This window comes from Candidatus Ancaeobacter aquaticus (genome assembly GCA_030765405.1).
GTDB lineage: Bacteria > Auribacterota > Ancaeobacteria > Ancaeobacterales > Ancaeobacteraceae > Ancaeobacter > Ancaeobacter aquaticus.
The window spans coordinates 126,761-146,681 of sequence record JAVCCP010000040.1 but is presented as its reverse complement, the minus strand read 5'-3'; the positions used below and the strand labels follow the sequence as shown (position 1 = coordinate 146,681).

Annotated in this window: 19 protein-coding genes and 1 tRNA gene; 3 read left to right on the top strand and 17 right to left on the bottom strand. The window is 39.7% G+C overall.

Annotated elements, in window-relative coordinates; all coding sequences use genetic code 11:
• The first annotated feature begins 166 nt into the window (after positions 1–166).
• A complete protein-coding gene (locus P9M13_04765; GenBank protein ID MDP8262597.1) occupies positions 167–367 on the top strand; it encodes a cold-shock protein in 201 nt (66 codons plus the stop codon).
• 91 nt (positions 368–458) lie between these two features.
• Here P9M13_04765 and P9M13_04760 read toward each other — a convergent pair whose 3' ends face one another.
• Complete coding sequence (locus P9M13_04760; protein MDP8262596.1) at positions 459–635, bottom strand: hypothetical protein; 177 nt, start codon at positions 633–635, stop codon at positions 459–461.
• A gap of 111 nt (positions 636–746) precedes the next feature.
• Here P9M13_04760 and P9M13_04755 point away from each other — a divergent pair, with 111 nt between their 5' ends.
• Positions 747–3,503 carry an ATP-binding protein gene (locus P9M13_04755; GenBank protein MDP8262595.1) on the top strand — a complete coding sequence of 919 codons (2,757 nt, stop codon included), beginning with the start codon at positions 747–749 and terminating at the stop codon, positions 3,501–3,503.
• A 53-nt stretch (positions 3,504–3,556) separates the two neighbouring features.
• Here the strand turns inward: P9M13_04755 and P9M13_04750 are convergent.
• The 14 genes from P9M13_04750 to recG form a co-directional block, all read right to left on the bottom strand.
• Positions 3,557–3,640: transfer RNA gene (locus P9M13_04750), tRNA-Leu, on the bottom strand.
• 68 nt (positions 3,641–3,708) lie between these two features.
• Positions 3,709–4,914, bottom strand: a complete 1,206-nt coding sequence (locus tag P9M13_04745) for an electron transfer flavoprotein subunit alpha (protein MDP8262594.1) — start codon at positions 4,912–4,914, stop codon at positions 3,709–3,711.
• Between the two features lie 40 nt (positions 4,915–4,954).
• Positions 4,955–5,743 carry an electron transfer flavoprotein subunit beta/FixA family protein gene (locus P9M13_04740; protein MDP8262593.1) on the bottom strand — a complete coding sequence of 263 codons (789 nt, stop codon included), beginning with the start codon at positions 5,741–5,743 and terminating at the stop codon, positions 4,955–4,957.
• A gap of 29 nt (positions 5,744–5,772) precedes the next feature.
• Positions 5,773–6,930: an acyl-CoA dehydrogenase family protein gene (locus P9M13_04735; GenBank protein ID MDP8262592.1), complete on the bottom strand. Its 1,158-nt coding sequence runs from the start codon at positions 6,928–6,930 to the stop codon at positions 5,773–5,775.
• Positions 6,931–7,038: 108 nt separating this feature from the next.
• On the bottom strand, positions 7,039–8,280 hold the full coding sequence (fabF, locus tag P9M13_04730) for a beta-ketoacyl-ACP synthase II (GenBank protein MDP8262591.1): 1,242 nt from the start codon (positions 8,278–8,280) through the stop codon (positions 7,039–7,041).
• Between the two features lie 98 nt (positions 8,281–8,378).
• Positions 8,379–8,630 (bottom strand): acyl carrier protein, encoded by a 252-nt coding sequence (locus P9M13_04725; GenBank protein ID MDP8262590.1) that lies wholly within the window; start codon positions 8,628–8,630, stop codon positions 8,379–8,381.
• A 44-nt stretch (positions 8,631–8,674) separates the two neighbouring features.
• Complete coding sequence (gene fabG, locus P9M13_04720) at positions 8,675–9,418, bottom strand: 3-oxoacyl-[acyl-carrier-protein] reductase (protein ID MDP8262589.1); 744 nt, start codon at positions 9,416–9,418, stop codon at positions 8,675–8,677.
• Between the two features lie 31 nt (positions 9,419–9,449).
• The gene (locus P9M13_04715) at positions 9,450–10,439 is read right to left on the bottom strand and encodes a beta-ketoacyl-ACP synthase III (protein ID MDP8262588.1); all 990 of its coding nucleotides are present in this window, start codon (positions 10,437–10,439) and stop codon (positions 9,450–9,452) included.
• Positions 10,440–10,463: 24 nt separating this feature from the next.
• Complete coding sequence (plsX, locus tag P9M13_04710; GenBank protein MDP8262587.1) at positions 10,464–11,468, bottom strand: phosphate acyltransferase PlsX; 1,005 nt, start codon at positions 11,466–11,468, stop codon at positions 10,464–10,466.
• Between the two features lie 51 nt (positions 11,469–11,519).
• Positions 11,520–11,699 carry a 50S ribosomal protein L32 gene (gene rpmF, locus P9M13_04705; GenBank protein ID MDP8262586.1) on the bottom strand — a complete coding sequence of 60 codons (180 nt, stop codon included), beginning with the start codon at positions 11,697–11,699 and terminating at the stop codon, positions 11,520–11,522.
• A 19-nt stretch (positions 11,700–11,718) separates the two neighbouring features.
• Entirely contained in the window at positions 11,719–12,177 is a 459-nt protein-coding gene (locus tag P9M13_04700) for a DUF177 domain-containing protein (protein MDP8262585.1), read from the bottom strand.
• Complete coding sequence (gene coaD / locus P9M13_04695) at positions 12,174–12,650, bottom strand: pantetheine-phosphate adenylyltransferase (GenBank protein ID MDP8262584.1); 477 nt, start codon at positions 12,648–12,650, stop codon at positions 12,174–12,176. The genes P9M13_04700 and coaD overlap by 4 nt, the downstream gene beginning before the upstream one ends.
• Before the next feature lie 71 nt (positions 12,651–12,721).
• The gene (gene rsmD, locus P9M13_04690; protein MDP8262583.1) at positions 12,722–13,303 is read right to left on the bottom strand and encodes a 16S rRNA (guanine(966)-N(2))-methyltransferase RsmD; all 582 of its coding nucleotides are present in this window, start codon (positions 13,301–13,303) and stop codon (positions 12,722–12,724) included.
• Between the two features lie 7 nt (positions 13,304–13,310).
• Positions 13,311–15,410 (bottom strand): ATP-dependent DNA helicase RecG, encoded by a 2,100-nt coding sequence (gene recG, locus P9M13_04685; protein ID MDP8262582.1) that lies wholly within the window; start codon positions 15,408–15,410, stop codon positions 13,311–13,313.
• Positions 15,411–15,575: 165 nt separating this feature from the next.
• On the opposite strand from recG, the gene rpmB reads away from it, so the two are divergent.
• Positions 15,576–15,803, top strand: coding sequence for a 50S ribosomal protein L28 (gene rpmB / locus P9M13_04680; GenBank protein MDP8262581.1), 228 nt, complete (start codon positions 15,576–15,578; stop codon positions 15,801–15,803).
• Between the two features lie 78 nt (positions 15,804–15,881).
• Here rpmB and recJ read toward each other — a convergent pair whose 3' ends face one another.
• Positions 15,882–17,627: a single-stranded-DNA-specific exonuclease RecJ gene (gene recJ, locus P9M13_04675; protein MDP8262580.1), complete on the bottom strand. Its 1,746-nt coding sequence runs from the start codon at positions 17,625–17,627 to the stop codon at positions 15,882–15,884.
• 100 nt (positions 17,628–17,727) lie between these two features.
• On the bottom strand, positions 17,728–19,914 hold the full coding sequence (gene secD, locus P9M13_04670) for a protein translocase subunit SecD (GenBank protein ID MDP8262579.1): 2,187 nt from the start codon (positions 19,912–19,914) through the stop codon (positions 17,728–17,730).
• Positions 19,915–19,921 lie beyond the last annotated feature (7 nt).

Genomic DNA, 19,921 nt, shown 5'->3' with positions numbered 1-19,921 from the left:
ATATCTTGTCTATATTACGATTACTCTAAACAAAATTAGGACAAGTTATATAAGTGAATGCAGTAATAATTACCAATCAGTAATGTTTAAGGCCATAAGAGAATGTCTCATCTCTTATGGTTTTTTTTATTATGAGACGATAATCTGTAACAGGAGGATGTAGTAGATGAACAAAGGCGTGGTAAAGTGGTTTAACGACAAAAAAGGTTTTGGATTTATTAAACCAGAAGAAGGTGAAGATATTTTCGTTCACCATACCGCAATTACAGGTTCTGGATTCAAAACTCTCAGTGAAGGGCAAGAAGTGGAATTTGAAATCGTTGACGGAGAAAAAGGAAAACAAGCACGTAACGTAAACAAAGTTTAATGACATCTTCCCCCTTGGTTGTTTCAAATGAACAATCAGGGGGGTTTTTCTTTACAAACATCTTCTTTTACGCCAGATTAACATCTCGCTGTCAAAAACTCGAATATACACCCGGCAACATTTCGGCATTAATAGCAAATCTTCCCACATACCATTGTGTGCTGCTTCTGATCGATTCTGAAACACCGTTCTCCGCGTGAGTGATTGTATTGAAATAGTTTTTTTCATTGCTCTTCCCTCCCCCAATCATTACGACGTGACAAGGCATACTTTGTTCCTCCTATAATTCCCCCGACACATCATATGCATAATTATTTATTACACAGTATTTTATACAGATACTATTGATTTTTTATTAAAAATAACGTATAATGAGTACATGAAAATTTATAACAAGCTTATTTATAGTTTCTTGTTATTAGCTTCGTTGATTCTATTTTCCAGCCTGTTTGGGATATGGAATATTACACGTGTCAACAACAGCCTCAATTATGTAACATCTAAAGCCTGGATAGCAGCTACCTCTTCCATGCAGATCAGTATCGATGTCTTAACTGAAATTATGGCAAACGATCCGCACCTAGCACGAAACAAAAAAGAAATGCTCAGGCTCTACAAACTCACACAGGACAGCTTACAAAAGAATTTCCGGTATCTGTATAAAACAGGTCTTGCGGATAAAAAAGTTGTTAATAATATAAAAAATCTCTATTACAAACTTGACGTATTGCAAAAAAGAACCAGCCAAATATATATAAAGAGAAATAAAACAAAATTACAGCTCGATGAAAACGCCATTTTGTGGACCCGAGCGCTTGAAAAGTTTAAAAACAAAATATCTTATATAAAAAAGAATGCCTCTGAAAACTTTCAAACTATTTCAGGTATTATAATCGATATCAGCATACTCAGTCTTTCTGAACGTTCTGAGCTCAATAACTATCTTTCTGGTTTTATAAGCGGTGAAGAATACCTAATACAAAGCGAGGGGGTAAAAAGCAGTATTAAAAGAAGGATCGAGGAGCTTTCTTCTCTTTCATACTTGTCACCCGACGAGCTTCATCCTATCCAGAACATCTACCGCGAAACAGATATTCTTCTGGCTCGCGCATATGATCAACACAAGCTCTACACTGCGCTCCAAACAGAGTTAAATTTTAATACACTCCGCCTTGTTGAATCCATGAAATTAATACGTAACAGCATGAACGCAAAAATGTCAGAAGCCGCTAATCAAGGTACACAAATCGCGCATTCAAGCAAATACTACTTTATCCTCTTTACACTGATCTCTCTTGCAGCATCATTGGTTATAGGCCTGATTGTTTCAAAGATCATAACCAAACCAATAACGGTATTACGCGCGGCGACAGAAAAGATCTCTCAAGGAAAACTTAGCCAAAAAGTAGTGATCAGCTCAAAAGATGAAATAGGTGAACTTGGAAAATCATTCAATATTATGACTGATAAACTAATGAACTTTACAGATGAGGTACGCACTAAAAATGAAGAGCTCGAAAACACAAACAAAAAAGTATCACATACAAACAAAGAATTACATACCGCGCTCGATGAATTGCAAATCAAAACAGTACGTTTAAACACGCTCAACAATGAACTGCAGAAAGTATCACGTCATAAAAGTGAGTTTCTTGCAAATATGGGTCACGAATTACGCACACCCATGACGGCTATCATTGGATATACAAAACTCGTCTTAAAACAACTGGACGATACTTTGAGCGATAAGCACAAAAAGAATTTGCATAATGTACTCTTAAGCTCCGAACATCTCCTCACACTCATTAATGATATTCTTGATCTTTCAAAAATTGAAGCGGGAAAAATGCAGCTTAACTTTACCTCCTTTGATTTACGCGATGTAATTAATACGGTACTTACAATGGTAAAACCCATTGCAGACGAAAAAAATCTCACACTGATTCCTGACATTCCAGCTGAGCTACCAACAATGTATTCGGAATCTGATAAAATAAGGCAAATACTCCTTAACTTAATTGGAAACTCAGTAAAATTCACCCAAGAAGGAAACATCACAATCTCGGTAAAGATTGTAAAAATGACACTTATTGACCAAACCCATACAGATTTCGCGCTTATAGATGTTAAAGATACCGGTATCGGTATATCCGAAAATGATCACGAGTTAATATTTGAAGATTTCCGCCAATCTGACGGTTCAATTACCAGAAAATATGGTGGCACAGGTCTTGGTCTTTCAATATCAAGAAAACTTGCACGAATGGTGGGCGGTGATATCACGGTAAAAAGCACTCTTGGAGAAGGTTCTACCTTCAGCATTCACTTCCCTATTGACTATGAAGTTGAAGAAAACCTAAAGAATAAACTGATTCGACAAGATAAGCTATCAAAAGGATTTAAAACACTTGTTCTTGCAATAGATGATAATAAAGAATTCTTACTCACTATAAACAAAATGCTTACTGGTGAAGGATTTGACGTTGTTGACGCTATAAATGGAGTTGAAGCTATATCAAAAGCAAAAACGCTTCTGCCAAATATTATTATAACTGACATAATTCTTCCAAAAAAAAGCGGCTGGGACGTTATAGAAGAATTGCGAAATGATCCAAAAACTGTTCATATCCCCATTATTATCATTACAATTCTTGATAGAGATGAACTTGAAAAACATATCGGTTATAGTGAATATTTACAGAAACCAATCGGTAAAAATATACTTATAAGCACCATAAACAAGCACGTATCACAAATAAAGAAAACTGTTCTTGTTATTGATTCAAATCCCGCACTATCGAAGAAAATCACAACAGACCTTACCAAAGAAGGTTTTCTCATATTAAATACTTCTGATACACATAAAGCATTAGAACTGCTCTCAACGCATAAACCTGATCTGGTGCTATTTGATCCGGAATTAGAAAACAACAACGGGGATAAATTCTTTACCACATACTCGCAAAACACCACATATACAAAAACACCTCTTATTATTTTCACTAAGAGAAATTTTACCCATGATGAAAGAGTACAGCTTGACCGATATGCATTTAAGATAATCAGGAAAGATGATTCTTCACTAAGAAACATTTCTGAAGAGCTACTGGTCACATTAAAAGCGCTCTCTACATAAAAAAAAGACTCCCTACCTATAGAAAGCCTTTGCATTTCTTTATCATTTTATTATGCTGGGAGGGGGATTTGAACCCCCACAAGCTTGCGCTCGCCAGCCCCTCAAGCTGGTGTGTCTGCCAATTCCACCATCCCAGCAATTTTCGCTAATCGTTTTTCGATTTGAGGAAATAGATTCGCTTATGCTTACGACGAGCCGACAACCGTTATTTTTTCAAAACTTCTTTCAACTTCGTAGTAAGAAGCGGCACAATTTCCATTACATCACCGACAATACTGTAATCACTTACATGAAATATCGGCGCATCTGGATCTTTATTAATTGCAATAATGAGATCAGATGACTGCATGCCAACAAGATGCTGTATGGCACCTGAAATACCGCAGGCAATGTACACTTTTGGACACACGGTCTTACCGGTTTGGCCTACCTGATGTGAATAAGGTATCCAATCAGCGTCAACTGCCGCACGTGATGCTCCTACCGCACCGCCAAGTACTAATGCAAGCTCCTCAATCATCTTAAAATTATCTGGACTTTTTATCCCGCGACCACCCGAAACAATAATATCAGCTTCAGCAATATTTACCGTCTGCTCAAGCTCATCAACAACCTCGAGAACTTTTGTCCTTGATGAAAGATCACTTTCCGTGATATCGCTTTCCTCTATTACTTCACCTGTAAGCGAAGTATCGGGCTCAAGCTCTTTCATAACTTTATGGCGAACAGTTGCCATTTGTGGCCTGTTTATATCAGTCAGAATGGTTGCCATAATATTACCGCCAAACGCCGGTCGCGTTTGCATGAGATGACCCGTCTCTTTATCAATGTCAAGCGATGTACAATCCGCAGTAAGCCCTGTATGACACATAACAGCTACACGCGGAATAAATGACCGCCCAATAGTTGTTGCACCGGCTAATACTACTTCCGGTTTATGCTTCTTGATGAGCTTATCCATTATCTTGGCGTACGGCTCATCATTATGATGCTCTAATTCTGGTTTATCAACGACATATACAATATCTGCACCACTATGAATAAGCTTTTGAGCTTCATCTTTTATGTCCTTGCCTATCAATACCGCGCATAATTTTGCATTCCTGTCCTGAGCGAGTTTCTTTCCCGCACCAAGAAGCTCAAACACCACTGACTGCAAAACACCTTTTTTCTGTTCCGCAAAAACCCAGATGTTTTTATATTCATCTATGTTTATTTCGCTCACACGATTAACCTGTATCTTTAACGCGTCAAATTTACACGCTTGTATACATGCACCGCATAACGTGCATTTTTCATAATCAACAACTGCCTTACCGTCAACAACATGTATCGCGTCAAAAAGACATCCTTTTTCACATAACAGACACCCGACACATTTATCTGTATTCACAATATTTTTTAAAGCCATCTCTCACTCCATTAACATTTACGTTACTCAATTATATTAACTATACAAAAATCTGCTTTTCCACTAAATCGTTCATCAGATCATTAACCATCTGCTGTGCGTCACCTTCAAGCTTTTTCCCACCGGTCTTTGGGGGCGGTGAAAATATCTTTTTTACCATGGTCGGAGATCCATCTAATCCAAGATTTTTTGCGTCTGCACCAAGGTCTTGAGCTGTCCATTTTGTAACCTGAACATTCTTTGCTTTCATTTTACCTTTCAAGGAAGGCAATCGTGGTATATTTATTTCTTTTACCACGGTCAACATCATCGGCAACGATGATTCAACGACAACATATCCTTCTTCTGCAAGCTGCTCAGCCTTTATATACCCTTCCTTAAGTTCATCGATTTTTTTTACATATGTAATCTGCGGAATATCAAGCCATGTCGCTATTCCCGGTCCAACCTGTGCGGTATCACCGTCAACAGCTTGTTTCCCACATATGATAATATCATAGTCTTTTATTTTCTTTATTGCCATACTGAGCGCGTAGCTTGTTGCCCATGTATCTGATCCGGCAAACTCTTTATCAGTAAGGAGGACTGCTTCATCTGCACCCAGAGAAACCGCTTCTTTCAAGCACGCCTCTGCTTGTGGAGGCCCCATAGTAATAACGGTAACTTTACCACCACATTTTTCTTTTATGCGAATTGCTTCTTCAATCGCATACATATCAAACGGATTGATGATACTCGGAATACCCTCTCTGTAGAGCGTATTTGTTTCTGGATTAATTTTGACATCTGTTGTTTCTGGCACTTGTTTAATACACACTATCACATTCATCGTATACCCTACCTCTACCTGTTAGTCTTTTATTTTTTTGCTGCACTTTCTTTTATGAGTTGCCCGGCTATAATAGCTCTCTGCACCTGATTTGTTCCTTCATAGATCTGAGTAATCTTTGCGTCTCTCATTCTTTTTTCCATCGGATATTCACGCATATATCCGTATCCACCGAGCAGCTGTACAGCATCTGTTGTAACCTTCATTGCTACGTCAGATGCATACATTTTTGCCATTGCAGACTCTTTTGAAAACGATTTTACACCAGCATCAACAGTACGTGCAACTGCATATACCAATGCACGAGCAGCTTCAACCTGGGTTGTCATATCAGCTAACATAAACTGAAGACCTTGGAAGGATATGATCGGTTTGCCAAACTGATGCCTTTCACGCCCGTATTTTATCGCATCATCAATCGCACCTTGAGCAATACCTAATGCTTGAGCAGCAACACCTGGTCGTGAATGATCGAATGTTCCCATAGCGACCATAAAACCTCTACCTTCTTTACCTAAGAGATTTTCTTTCGGGATCTTCACATCTTCAAAAATCACTTCACGGGTCATTGAAGCACGGATACCCATTTTCTTTTCTTTCTTACCAAATGAAAGTCCAGGGGTACCTTTTTCAACAACAAACGCACTAGCACCACGTGCACCTCTGTTCTTATCAGTCATCGCAATAACGGTATAGATCTCAGCCTCACCGCCGTTGGTGATCCACTGTTTTGAGCCATTTAAGATGTATGAATCACCATCTCTTGTCGCAACTGTTTTAATTGCGCTGGCATCACTTCCCGCACCAGCTTCAGTTATACAAAATGCAGCAAGTTTAGAACCTTTCGCTAAATCGGGGAGAAATTTTTGTTTTTGTTCATGACTGCCAGAAAGGAGAATCGGATAGGTTCCGAGTGCTGTTGCCGCAAGTGAAAGAGAGATACCCCCACATGCCTTACTTAATTCTTCAACGGCTATACAAAGATCTAGGCAACCACCACCCAAACCACCAAATTCTTCCGGAATATACACAGCAAACAGGTCTGATTTAGCTAATATTTTTACAATATCCCATGGCATTTCTTCTTTTTCATCACACTCAATTGCTATAGGAGCAATCTTTTCACGTGCTATTTTTTCCGCTATTTCTTTGATATATTGTTGCTGCTCATTAAAAAAATGCTCCATTACTGCCCCCTTCTTACCTATACGTTATTTACGTACACATTGACTGAATTTACGACATATTGATATCACACATCTTTGTGTGAAAAATGGCATCACGCAGGTCAGAAACTACCCTTTAAATTTCTTTACAACAACGGTAGTATTGTGCCCGCCAAAACCAAGCGAATTTGATATTGCTATATTCACGTTTGTTTCACGCGCAACATTTGGCACATAATCAAGATCACATTCAGGATCAGGATTATCAAGATTCGTCGTGGGAGGAATTATATTGTTCTCGACCGCTAATGCACATGCAATAAATTCTACCCCACCAGCAGCGCCTAACAAATGTCCTGTCATAGACTTTGTAGAACTGATCGCAACTTTTTTCGCATATTCTTTAAAGACCGATTTTATAGCAAGTGTTTCAAATTTATCATTAAGCTGTGTTGATGTACCATGCGCATTAATATAATCAACATCGGTAATATCTAACCGCGCACTTTTAATCGCACTTGCCATACAACGCGCTGCCCCGTCCCCTGTGGGTGAAGGACTTGTCATGTGATACCCATCTCCCGTTAAACCATATCCAACAACTTCTGCATAAATATGCGCACCGCGACGTTTCGCGCTTTCAAGTGTCTCTAAGGCAACAATTCCCGCTCCCTCAGCGATAATAAAACCGTCACGATCCCTATCAAAAGGTCGACTTGCTTTTTCAGGTTCATCATTACGAGTTGACAATGCACGCATAGCACAAAATCCACCAACGCCCAGTGGAGATAAGGCACTTTCTGATCCACCGGCGAGGATCATATCAGCATCACCCATCGCCAAAGTTCTATATGCTTCCCCGATACAATGAGTACCGGTAGCACACGCAGTGACTGCGGCAAGATTTGGACCTCTCAAGCCATACGTAATAGATATTTGGCCTGGAGCCATGTTAACGATCAACATAGGAATCAAAAAAGGAGATATACGTTCAGGACCTTTATTCATAAGAATGGTATGCTGTTCTTCAATGGTATGTATACCACCAATACCAGAACCAACAAAGACACCTATTCTATCTTTATCAGCTGTTTCAAGGTCTACACCTGTATCGCGAAGGGCATTGCCTGCGGCCACAACAGAATATTGAACAAAAAGATCCATACGCTTCATATCTTTTTTGCTCAAAAAAGACGTATCAAAGTTTTTTAGTTCTCCGGCTATTTTTGAAGAATAATCCGATACATCCATTCGGGTGTTTGGCCCGATGCCTGATTTTCCTTCACAAAGCGAATTCCAAAATTCTTCTTTGGTGTTTCCTACAGGAGATAACACTCCAAGACCGGTAACAACAACTCTTTGTAATTCCATAACTCTTCCCTATATAAATAAAACACGAATCGCATGGCCCTGTGCACTGCAAATATTAATGAGTGTTAGCCCAATTAATTCGTGTTTTATCAGAATAACTAACTATTTTTTGCAACTATCTTACCTTCAATATAACTAACTGCATTACCAACTGTTTTTAATTTTTCAGCGTCTTCATCAGGAATTTCAGCTTGAAATTCTTCTTCTAAAGCCATAACTAATTCAACCGTATCTAATGAATCAGCACCAAGATCTTCAATAAAAGAAGCTTCTGTTGTAACTTCTTCAGGGTTTACTCCTAATTGTTCTACAATAATGTCTTTTACTTTTTGCGCTACGTCACTAGCCATCGTCAATCCTCCCTTTGTATTATTTTACCTTGATTCACAATTAATTACATTACCATGCCGCCATCTATCGTAATAACTTGACCCGTGATATATTTTGACAAATCACATGTCAAGAACAATACAGTGTCTGCGACTTCTTCCGGACTTCCCATTCTTCCAAACGGGATACTTTCCAACATCTTTTTCTTAATATCTTCAGGTATTACATGCGTCATTTGCGTATCTATAAAACCTGGTGCAACTGCATTTACGTTTATGTTTCTTGGAGCAAGTTCTCTCGCAACAGATTTTGAAAATCCTATAATTCCTGCTTTAGATGCAGCGTAATTACTTTGTCCAACATTTCCGATCAAACCGATAATTGAAGCAACATTTACCATCCGTCCAGATCGCGCCTTCATCATTGGTTTAGCAACCGCTTTTGTGAAATTAAATGTCCCTTTTAAATTCACATTAAGGACAAGATCCCAGTCTTCCTCTTTCATACGGATAAGTAGACCGTCTCTTGTCACGCCTGCATTGTTGATAAGTATATCGATACGGCCGAAGTTGTCAAGAATTTTATTAACGCATTCAAGAACCTCATTTTCATTTACTACATTAACTTTATACCCCGCTGCTTTAATCCCTTTTGAAGAGGCCAGTTTCTGGGCAGTAATACGCGCAATTTCTTCATTTATATCACATACAGCTATTGCAGCGCCTTCTGCTGCTAACCGTTCGCTTATTGCTTTTCCAATCCCCTGGGCACCACCTGTTACAACCGCCACTTTATCTTTTAAGAGCATTGCACACCTCTATTTTTTCTAGTTTTTGTCGTTACCACTCAATTAAGCTAGCACCCCACGTCAAACCACTTCCAAATACCACCATGGCCAAAATATCGCCCTTCTTCAGTTTCCCCTGGCGGTTTATTTCATCAAAACCAACCGCTGTTGACGCTGATGACATATTACCGTATTTGTGAACATTCTTATACACCCTGTCAGAAGGAAGATTTAATCGTTTTCCAAGAGCATTGATAATTCGTAAATTTGCCTGGTGTGTTATCAAAAGTGAAATATCGTTGGAAGATAATCCAGCTCTTTTCAGAACCTCATCAATCGCCTGTTCCATGCTGTTTACCGCATATTTAAAAACTTCCCTTCCTTCCATACGCAAAAAGTGAAGTTTGTTCTCGATCGATTCAACACTTGCAGGAATCTTTGATCCTCCTGCAGGAACCATTAATAAATTTGCCGCCCGGCCGTCACTGGCAAGGTACGTATCAATAAGCCTATGAGAATCAGGGCTACCAGAAAGCACCGCGGCCCCTGCCCCGTCACCAAAAAGCACACAGGTATTTCTGTCCGTCCAATCAACGATAGATGAAAGCTTCTCAGATCCAACAACCAATGCATTTTTATAGTTACCGCTGGCGATAAAGTTTTGAGCAATTTCAAGTGCATACACAAAACCCGAACATGCCGCCCCAATATCAAAACAGACAGCTTTTTCAGCACCTAGGTTCTTTTGGACAAGACATGAAGTAGAAGGAAACTGCATATCAGGTGTAATAGTACCGACAATGATTATTTCAATATCTTTGGGATCAATGTTGGCGTGTTCGAGCGCTCGACGACCAGCAATAGTCGCCATATCTGCAGTGGTACAATCATCAGCTGCAATTCTTCTTTCTTTTATGCCGGTTCTCGTCATGATCCAATCATCAGATGTATCGACCATATGTTCAAGTTCAGCATTCGTGAGAACCTTCTCCGGAACATACGATCCTGTCCCAATAATACCCACTGTCGCCTTATTCCTCACACACGCCTCCATCTAAATATATTATTAGATTTTATTCTTTTTTATCGCATCTATAATTTGTTTGTCAATGTTATGACTAATAAAATCACTCGCTTCACGAATAGCATTTTTTATCGCCTTAGGATTTGAGCGACCATGACAAATAATACATGTCCCACGAACACCAACAAGCGGTGACCCGCCATATTCAGCATAATCAGCTTTTTTAGCTATTGCGCGAAACGCTCCGGATAACAATAATCCGCCTATTTTACGAAGCGGATTTGCGTATACCTCTTTTTTTATCATCTGCTGCATAAATACTGCAAGACTTTCACTTACCTTTAAAAGTACGTTACCAACAAAACCGTCCATTATAATTACATCAGCAGTACCCGCATAAACATCCTGACCTTCAACATTACCCATAAAATTAAGATCTGATTGCTCAACCATCTTAAATGCTTCGCGTGTTAATTCGTTACCCTTAGACTCTTCTTCGCCAATGCTCAATAGTCCAACACGCGGTTTTTTTATTCCAAAAATTTCTTGCGCAATTATGCTTCCCATTATTGAGAACTGGAGCAATTGTTTTGGTCGGCAATCAATATTTGCACCAACATCCATAACAACTGATATTCCCTTTGCATTGGGAAGGATCTGAGCGATAGCGGGACGTTCGACTCCTTCAAGAAAACGTAATTTGAGCTTAGTTGCCATCACTACCGCGCCGGTATTCCCCGCACTGACTACAGCGCTAGCTTTACCGTCTTTAACAAGCTGAACAGCGACACTAACAGAAGCATCTTTTCTTTTACGTAATCCGACAAGGGGCGACTCGCCCATAGGAATAACATCTGAGGCATGATATATAGAATAATCGAGGTTAGGAGAAGGCTGTAAACGATCGAGCTCTTGTTCAATCTTTTCCTGATCGCCCACGAGTATCACAGAGGCATTATTTTTATACTCCCGGAGATAATCTATTACACCTTCTACTACGGCGCCAGGAGCATGATCACCACCCATTGCATCAACTGCTATCTTCAACGCAACCACCCTCACATATTTAGTTTGATAATATAATCAAAAACGTTTATATTACGCTTTTATTTCATCGATTTGCTTTTCACCGTAATACCCACAGCTGTTACACACATGGTGCGGAAGTTTCGTTTGTCCACAATGAGAACAGGTGCTAATTCCAGGTGCTTCCATCTTGTAATGGGTTCTTCTTTTACGGCCTCGTGTATTTGACTGTCTTCTTTTTGGCACTGCCATCTGACCACCTCTTTACTATTTATTCAAATTTCAGTTTATCTAACCCTTTAAACCGTTCATCCACAATATTGTTGGAACATGTACAGGAAGAACTATTTAGATCTTCACCGCAATTGGGACAGATCCCTTTACATCTAGAGGAACAAAGCGGCTTCATGGGAAGCGCAATAATGATATGTTCCCTGATGGTATCTGTCAAGTCAATAATATCGCCTTTTTGCGCTGTACAATCAAAGGTATACTCGGGAATATCAACATGATATTGAAAAGTATTTAGACACCTCGAACATTCAAAGTGTACATTCGTATGGATTTGGCCACGTACAACCAACCGTTTAGCGACAAACTGCGCAAATACCTTAACAGATATGATCGTATTCGGAGGAATAAGGCTTGTATCAAAATCGTATACCTGCGAACGTTCATCGGCAGTTATAGTTACGCCACTTTCAACAACATTATCTATATCAATTTTCATCTTATTTTCGCTAACAATTTTTCGGCAACTTCAGCGGGCACAAATTTTGAAACATCGCCTCCGAGCTCAGCAATCTCTTTAATTGCACGCGAACTCATGTATGAATATTGCTCACCGGACATGAGAAATATCGTCTCAATCTCCTCGGATAATTTTCTATTTGTAAGCGCCATCTGAAACTCATATTCAAAATCTGACATAGAACGAAGCCCTCTCACTACAACAGACGCCTTTTTATGAGCAACAAAATCAACTAAAAGACCGTCAAATGTATCAATTTCAATACCCTCTATATTGCTTGTGACACTTTTTATCATTTCGACACGTTCATCTAGAGAAAAGAGCGGCTTCTTCGTGGGATTGTTCGCTACAGCAAGAATAAGCCCGTCAAATATCTTCACTGCACGTCTAATGACATCAACATGTCCATGGGTAACAGGATCGAAACTTCCCGGATATAATGCTTTTTTCATAAAACATCCTCATTGTTCTTATTGTAACTGTTCATATTCAAAGTGCAACGCGTAAGGGTCTTATCATAAACTTACTTAGCGTTTTTGTACACAGAAAAAGACGTATCCCCATATGTTTTTGCCTGCACAAAAGATATTTTTTCACCAAAATAATCCGGAAGATCTCTTTTAAAGTGCTCTATTACGACAAGCCCGTTTGGAACTAAAACATCTAAATTATCAATGTTTTGCAATAGATTTTGATTCGGAGTAATTCTCTCAGGGTCATCATCTGTTTTTTTCACATACGGCGCATCAGAAAAAATAATATCAAACATACTTTTTTCACGTGAAAATTTCTCTATTGCGCGTATAACATCTATCATGTATACAGCACCATATTCAGCTAGGCCAAGTTCTTCAAGATTGTGCTTTATTATGGCAGAACTGTACCTGCTCTTTTCAACAAATACCCCGTAAGTTGCACCGCGGCTCAACGCCTCAATACCGATAGCACCTGAGCCTGCATAAAGATCCAGAACACGCGCACCTACAACATGAGGACCAATAACATTAAACATGGATTCTCTGACCTTATCAGAAGTTGGTCGTGTACGATCCCCTCGGATCGTTTTTATTTTCCGTCCTCGTAAAGTCCCTGCAATTACTCTCATAACACTATCACCCCACTGATATAAGATCGAATGTATCACGATATCGTTCAACAAACGCTTTTCTGAGCGCATCGTACTCGGCTTTTGTATTGTCACCTTTATGCATGATACACATCTGGGCTTCAGCCCTCGCCTCCTGCATAATCCCATAATCAGAAACAATATTTCCTATCTTAAAATCGGTCAGCCCGTGCTGTCTTTCACCAAAAAATTCTCCCGGTCCACGTATCGCGAGATCTTCTTCTGCTATCTTGAATCCATCGGAAGTTGATTTCATAACATTTAATCTGCGTTTGGCTTCATCTGTGGTTGGCTTTCCTTCCAAGATACAATATGCTTTATGCGAGCTGCGTGCAATGCGACCTCTGAGCTGATGAAGCTGCGCAAGACCGAACCGTTCTGCATTTTCTATTAATATCACGGTCGCATTAGGCACATCAATACCGACTTCAATAACCGTTGTGGAGACAAGAACTTTAATTTCCCCATCGTAAAAACGACTCATGATATCTTCACGTTCACCACTTTTCATTCTGCCATGAATAAGATCTAAGGGCACATCACAGAAATACACCTTTTTTAACTCTTCTGTCATTTGTACCGCAGCTTTGAGTTCAGTTTTTGACGATTGTTCTATCACCGGATAAATGATGTATGCCTGACGCCCGCTAGTAACTTGTTTTTTAATAAAATTATATGCATCGGCAAGTTTATTTTCATATATCCAGTAGGTAAAAACTTTTTGCCGGCCAGGAGGCAGTTCATCTATTACCGACACTTCAAGATCACCATACACTGTCAAAGATAGTGTGCGAGGTATCGGAGTAGCGGTCATAACTAAAACATCAGGAGTAATCCCTTTACATCGTAGCTTCGATCGTTGAGTAACGCCAAATTTATGCTGTTCATCGATAACTACCACGCCAAGCTTATCGAACTCAACACTCTCCTCTAGAAGCGAATGTGTGCCGATTACTATATCAATCTTCCCTGCTTTAAGATCAGTGAGCAATGCATTTTTATCAGCTTTTTTCATATCACCGATCAAAAGCTCAATACGTACAGAAATGGATACAGCCAACTTTTTGATATTTTTGTAGTGCTGACGTGCCAAGAGTTCAGTAGGCGCCATAAATACCCCTTGGTAGCCGCTATCACATCCCATTAAAAGTGTCCCCACAGCAACAATTGTTTTTCCACAACCGACATCACCCTGCACTAACCTATTCATGGGATGGGACTGCTCCAAGTCTTGTGTTATTTCATCAAGAACACGAACTTGAGCAGATGTTAATGTGAATGGTAAATTTTTTATAAAGTTGCGATACAAAGAACCATCCACTGCATGCGAAATACCCTGTTCTTTATGCACACGCGCTTTTTTCGTAAGAATCGCTAATTGAAACAAAAAAAACTCATCAAAGACCAGCCGGCGATATGAACGAGACTGCTTTTTCATTGAGTCAGGAAAATGGATGTTTAAGAGTGCTTCTTGAAGACCGATTAAGCCCAACCGGTCACGCATTTTGCTGGAAATTGTTTCCTCTATTGCATGTATATGTGTTTCTAAGAGCGTATGAATAATTGAACGTAACGTCCCCTGCTTAAGACTTTCAGTCAGAGGATATATGGGCACAATCTTACCCATATGGGTAAGCTCTACATCTTCATTGTCAATGATCTCAAATTCAGGGCTTTGCAGTTGTAGTTTACGGTCATAGAGCTGCACTTTACCATAAAAAATGACAACGTCACCTTTATTAAATTTTTCTTCAAGGTATGGCTGATTAAACCATACCGCATGAACGAGTCCGGTATCATCACTTAAGACAACCTGAAAGATCCACATACCTCTTTTCACTCGCCGCTTATGTATCCGAATGACTTTCCCTATAACTGTTTCATACTGGCCAAGAGTCACTTGAGAAATACTTTTGAGATTGCTTCGATCCTCGTACCGGCGAGGCATAAGAAAGAGTAAATCCCTGACCGTTTTAATACCTATACGGTCAAAAACTTGTGCGCGTTTTGGCCCTACACCTTTAATGTACTGTACGGAGGAGTTTAAAACGTCTTTATTCTTGCATATAGTACTGTTGGGCATCATAATTATACTCTTTATAAACGTGTTTTCCTGTCAGTATAATACATTTATCCTCCGTTGCCAATAATACTTCTCAATAGATATTTCTACGATTAATTAAAAAAATACTTGCAAAACATACTATATATGGTAATCTGTGACCTTCAAATGAGCGAAGGAGTATTTATCATGGCAAAAATATGTGAAATATGCGGAAAAAAACCTGTAGCTGGTCGAACCATCGAACGCCGTGGTTTAGCAAAGAAAAAAGGCGGGGTTGGTAAAAAAGTGACAGGTATCTCTAAGAGACGTTTCCTGCCAAATTTGCAGAGAATCAAGATCATTCTAAACGGTGCGAACAAAAAAGCTAAAGTATGTTCAAGCTGTATTAGATCAGGCAAGATCCAAAAAGCATAATTGTTGCTCTCACACTATGTAAGAACTTTTGTGATGCTCTCAGGGTTTGTGGAGTAATAATATCCCCTTACTTTCAGATTATACCTTCTGCGGGATAACTTTGCGTGTTCGTACTTTTACATCGTAGAGTTCTAACTGCAAACGCTCTTCGCCACGAAACTTATTTATTGTCGGTGTATACACAATATCGATTTTCTTGCAATCACTCGTCGTAAGTTCAGTGCACTTTTGGGCCATGCCAAAACCGATAACATCTATATTCATACCGGCACAATCAACATACAACTTCAGATGATCCTTGCCAACAATACGCGGCACACCTAAAATAGTTACATCATGAGAAATAAAAACCGGCTTCGGATTACCAAAACCAAAAGGTTCTAATTTTTCAAGTTCCTTAACACTGTTGTGGGTTAATTCATTGAGTTGTATTTCGCAATCTATATCAATACCGGCAGATAGATCGCTCTCAGTCAATCTTTCACTCGCTACTTCTTTTAATTTCTCACAAAACTTATCTATAGTCCCTTTTTCAATTGTCATACCTGCCGCACCCTTGTGTCCTCCGAGATTAGTGATGTATTCTTTACATTCACGTAACGCATCAAGGATATGAAACTGACCAATACTCCGTGCTGACCCTTTACCAACATTTTCTTCAAATGATATGACAACAGCGGGACGATTATATTTCTTTACGATACGGCTTGCGACAATACCGATAACACCCTGATGCCAGTTATCCCCGTATGCAACAATAATTTTGTCTTTTGTAGGATCATAGGTTTTATCAATAACAGAAAATGCATCTTTGACAACTTCCGCTTCAATTTTTTGCCTGTTACGATTATCATTATCTAAAGCAGCAGCAAGCGCCCCGGCCTCATCCTTATTGCTCAGGAGCAACTGTGCAGCAGTATCAGATAGTGAAACACGACCAGTAGCGTTGATACGCGGAGCTAAACGATACGATACATGACTAGTCTCAATATGTTCGTCAAGACCAGCGATTTCTTTTAAAGCAACAATGCCTGGTCGATCACTCATTTTGAGCTTCAAAAGTCCATATTTTACATAAATTCTATTTTCATCGAGTAATGGCACAATATCAGCAACGGTACCTAAACATACTAGATCAAGGTAATCCTTTAGATCAGTATCAGTTCCTGCAAGTAGCTTGTTATCTACCTTGCACTGTTTTAAAACAGCATGAGCGATTTTGAATGCAACACCGACACCTGAAAGTTCTCTAAATGGATAGGAACTATCAGAGCGTTTTGGATTAATAACAGCAACGCATTCGGGGATAGTTTCTCCCGGCTCATGATGATCGCTCACAATAACATCTATACCGCACTCTTTTGCGTACACTATAGCGTCGAGTGAACTTATACCGCAATCTACCGTAAGTATGATTCGTGCATTCTTTTCCCTACAGATATCAACTGAAGTATTTTTAAATCCATACCCATCAGAGCGCTGCGGCAATACATAATCTACCTGAGCTCCCATACGGCAAAGGAAATCATATAAAAGCACGGTAGCAGTAATACCATCAACATCATAGTCACCAAAAATAACAATCTGCTCATTATTTGTAACAGCATCAATAATACGCGAGACAGCCTTGTCCATATCCTGCAAGCTAAAAGGATCATGGATACTTTTCAGTAAGGGATGCAAAAATGAATGCGCACTTTCAATATCAACAAGACCTCGGTTAACAAGGATCTGTGCGGTAAGACTGGATATATGCAGTTTACGTGAAAGGACAAAGGCTAACGCCTTGTCAGAATCATTTATTGCCCAGTGCCTCTGTGTCACAATTCACCAACTGTCTTCAAAATACTTAGTAATTCAAATAGCACTTAGCGTATAGTTAAAAAATAAAGCAATATCTATACGCTATCCGCTATACGCTACACTATATCTTGCGATTTCCTCTCCACCACAATACGGCTGGAGAAGCGATAAACATCGTTGAATATGTACCGCTTATTGTACCTACGAGGAGCGCAAACGCAAAATCATGTATCACTTCACCGCCAAATATAAAAAGAGATGCTACCACAAAAAGTGATGTTAAAGATGTCAGTATGGTACGTGAAAGTGTTTGATTAATACTGGTGTTCAACACATTCTTAAAGTCAGTCTTTCTCATATAACGCAGGTTTTCACGAACACGATCAAATACCACGATCGTGTCATTGACCGAATACCCGACCACCGTCAAGAGTGCCGCAACAACACTGATAGATATTTCTGTCCCCGTTAACGCTAAAAACGTCATAGTGATCAAAACATCGTGGAACAACGCTAAGAGTGCACCAATACCGTAACTGAGCTCGAAACGGAACCCGAGATAGGTCATGATACCGATCAAAGCCAAAATGATCGCAAGAAGGGCTTTCTTCTTTAAATCACGCCCAATCGCAGGACCGACTTCCTCAGTTTTCAGTATTTCAAATGAATTTTTAGGAAACGTTTTTGTTATCTGTGCTTGTATAGCATCTTCAGCTTCTTGCCCGGTCTTTATGATGATATTCCCTTCCCCGGTTTGCTGAATAGTGCTTGAACCGAGACCGATCTCTTTCATTGAATCACGAATCTCTTCAACCTTAACCTTTTGATCAAACTTCAGCTCGATCAATGCACCGCCAAGAAAATCGATACCAAAATTTTTATTTCCCTGTGCTGCAAATGCAACAATACCAATAACAATAATAATACACGATATAACAACCGCGATAACGCTCTTACCCATAAAATCAAGATGTGTCGCACCAAGCATTCTCATCATAGTGATCTTTGTAAACTTTTTGTTAAGGGTAAGATAATCATATACATTTCTGGTAACAACAAGAGCGGTAAACATACTAATCGCAATACCGATTGATAAGGTAACCGCATATCCTTTAATTGGACCGGAACCGAAAATGAACAAGATTACACCCGTTAATAGCGTCGTAATATTCGCATCAAAGATCGCATGAAACGCACGACCGTAACCGTTTTCAATCACCGTCCGTATCTTTTTCCCTAACGCCTGTTCTTCACGCATACGTTCCTGTATAAGAATATTTGCATCAACTGCCATACCGATAGTGAGAATAATACCTGCGATACCAGGCAAGGTAAGCGTAAACTTAAACCACGCCATAGTACCAAAAAGTATGATCATATTAAGCATAAGCGCAAGATTGGCGATAAAACCGCCGAGATGATAATAAATGATCATGAAAACAACGACCAATATAAGACCACCGACAGCAGCCATAATACCTTGTCGTATTGAATCTCTACCAAGTGTCGGACTCACCGTTCTGTCTTCAATCACTTTTACCGGAGCAGGTAACGCACCGGCACGTAATAATAACGCGGTATCTTTCACTTCTTCAGTAGTAAAGTCACCGGTAATAACACCTTTACCGTTAGGTATAACGGTTTTAATTTGCGGCGCCATAAGCACTTCACCGTCTAGGAGTATTGCAAGCTGTCGACCGACGTATCGTTCAGTCACAAGTGCGAAAATCTTCGCACCTTCATTGTTGAACGTGATCATGATCTGCGGTTCATTAAACGCGCTACCGAAATCAGGCTGTGCATCAGAAAGATACGCCCCACTCAAGTCAACTTTTGATTTAACAAGAATAGGCATTTTAAAAGTATCTTTCCCTTTTCCGGAAGGCATATATGCGAGCTGGTATCCAACAGGAGGATTCCCTTCCATAGCGTTTTTTATCTGATCCTGATCAGTGCTGACAAGACGGAACTCCAAAAGCGCTGTTTTACCGATCAGCTTTCGAGCACGTTTCTTGTCAGTAACACCGGGCAATTGGACAACGATCCTATTTTCACCTTCAGGAATAATCACCGGTTCAGATACACCAAATTCATCAACACGTCGACGGATAATTTCAAGCGCTCTGTCTCGTGCACCTTTTTTTGCATCTTTTGAAAGTTTAGAGGTGTCAACTTCTAAGACGATATGCATACCGCCTTTTAGGTCAAGACCAAGATTTATTGCTTTATCGATCGGGCAGAGCTTCCAAATTGAGAGCCCGACAATAGCGACAATAAGAAGAGACTTCCAGCGCATTTTAGATAACATTACTGCC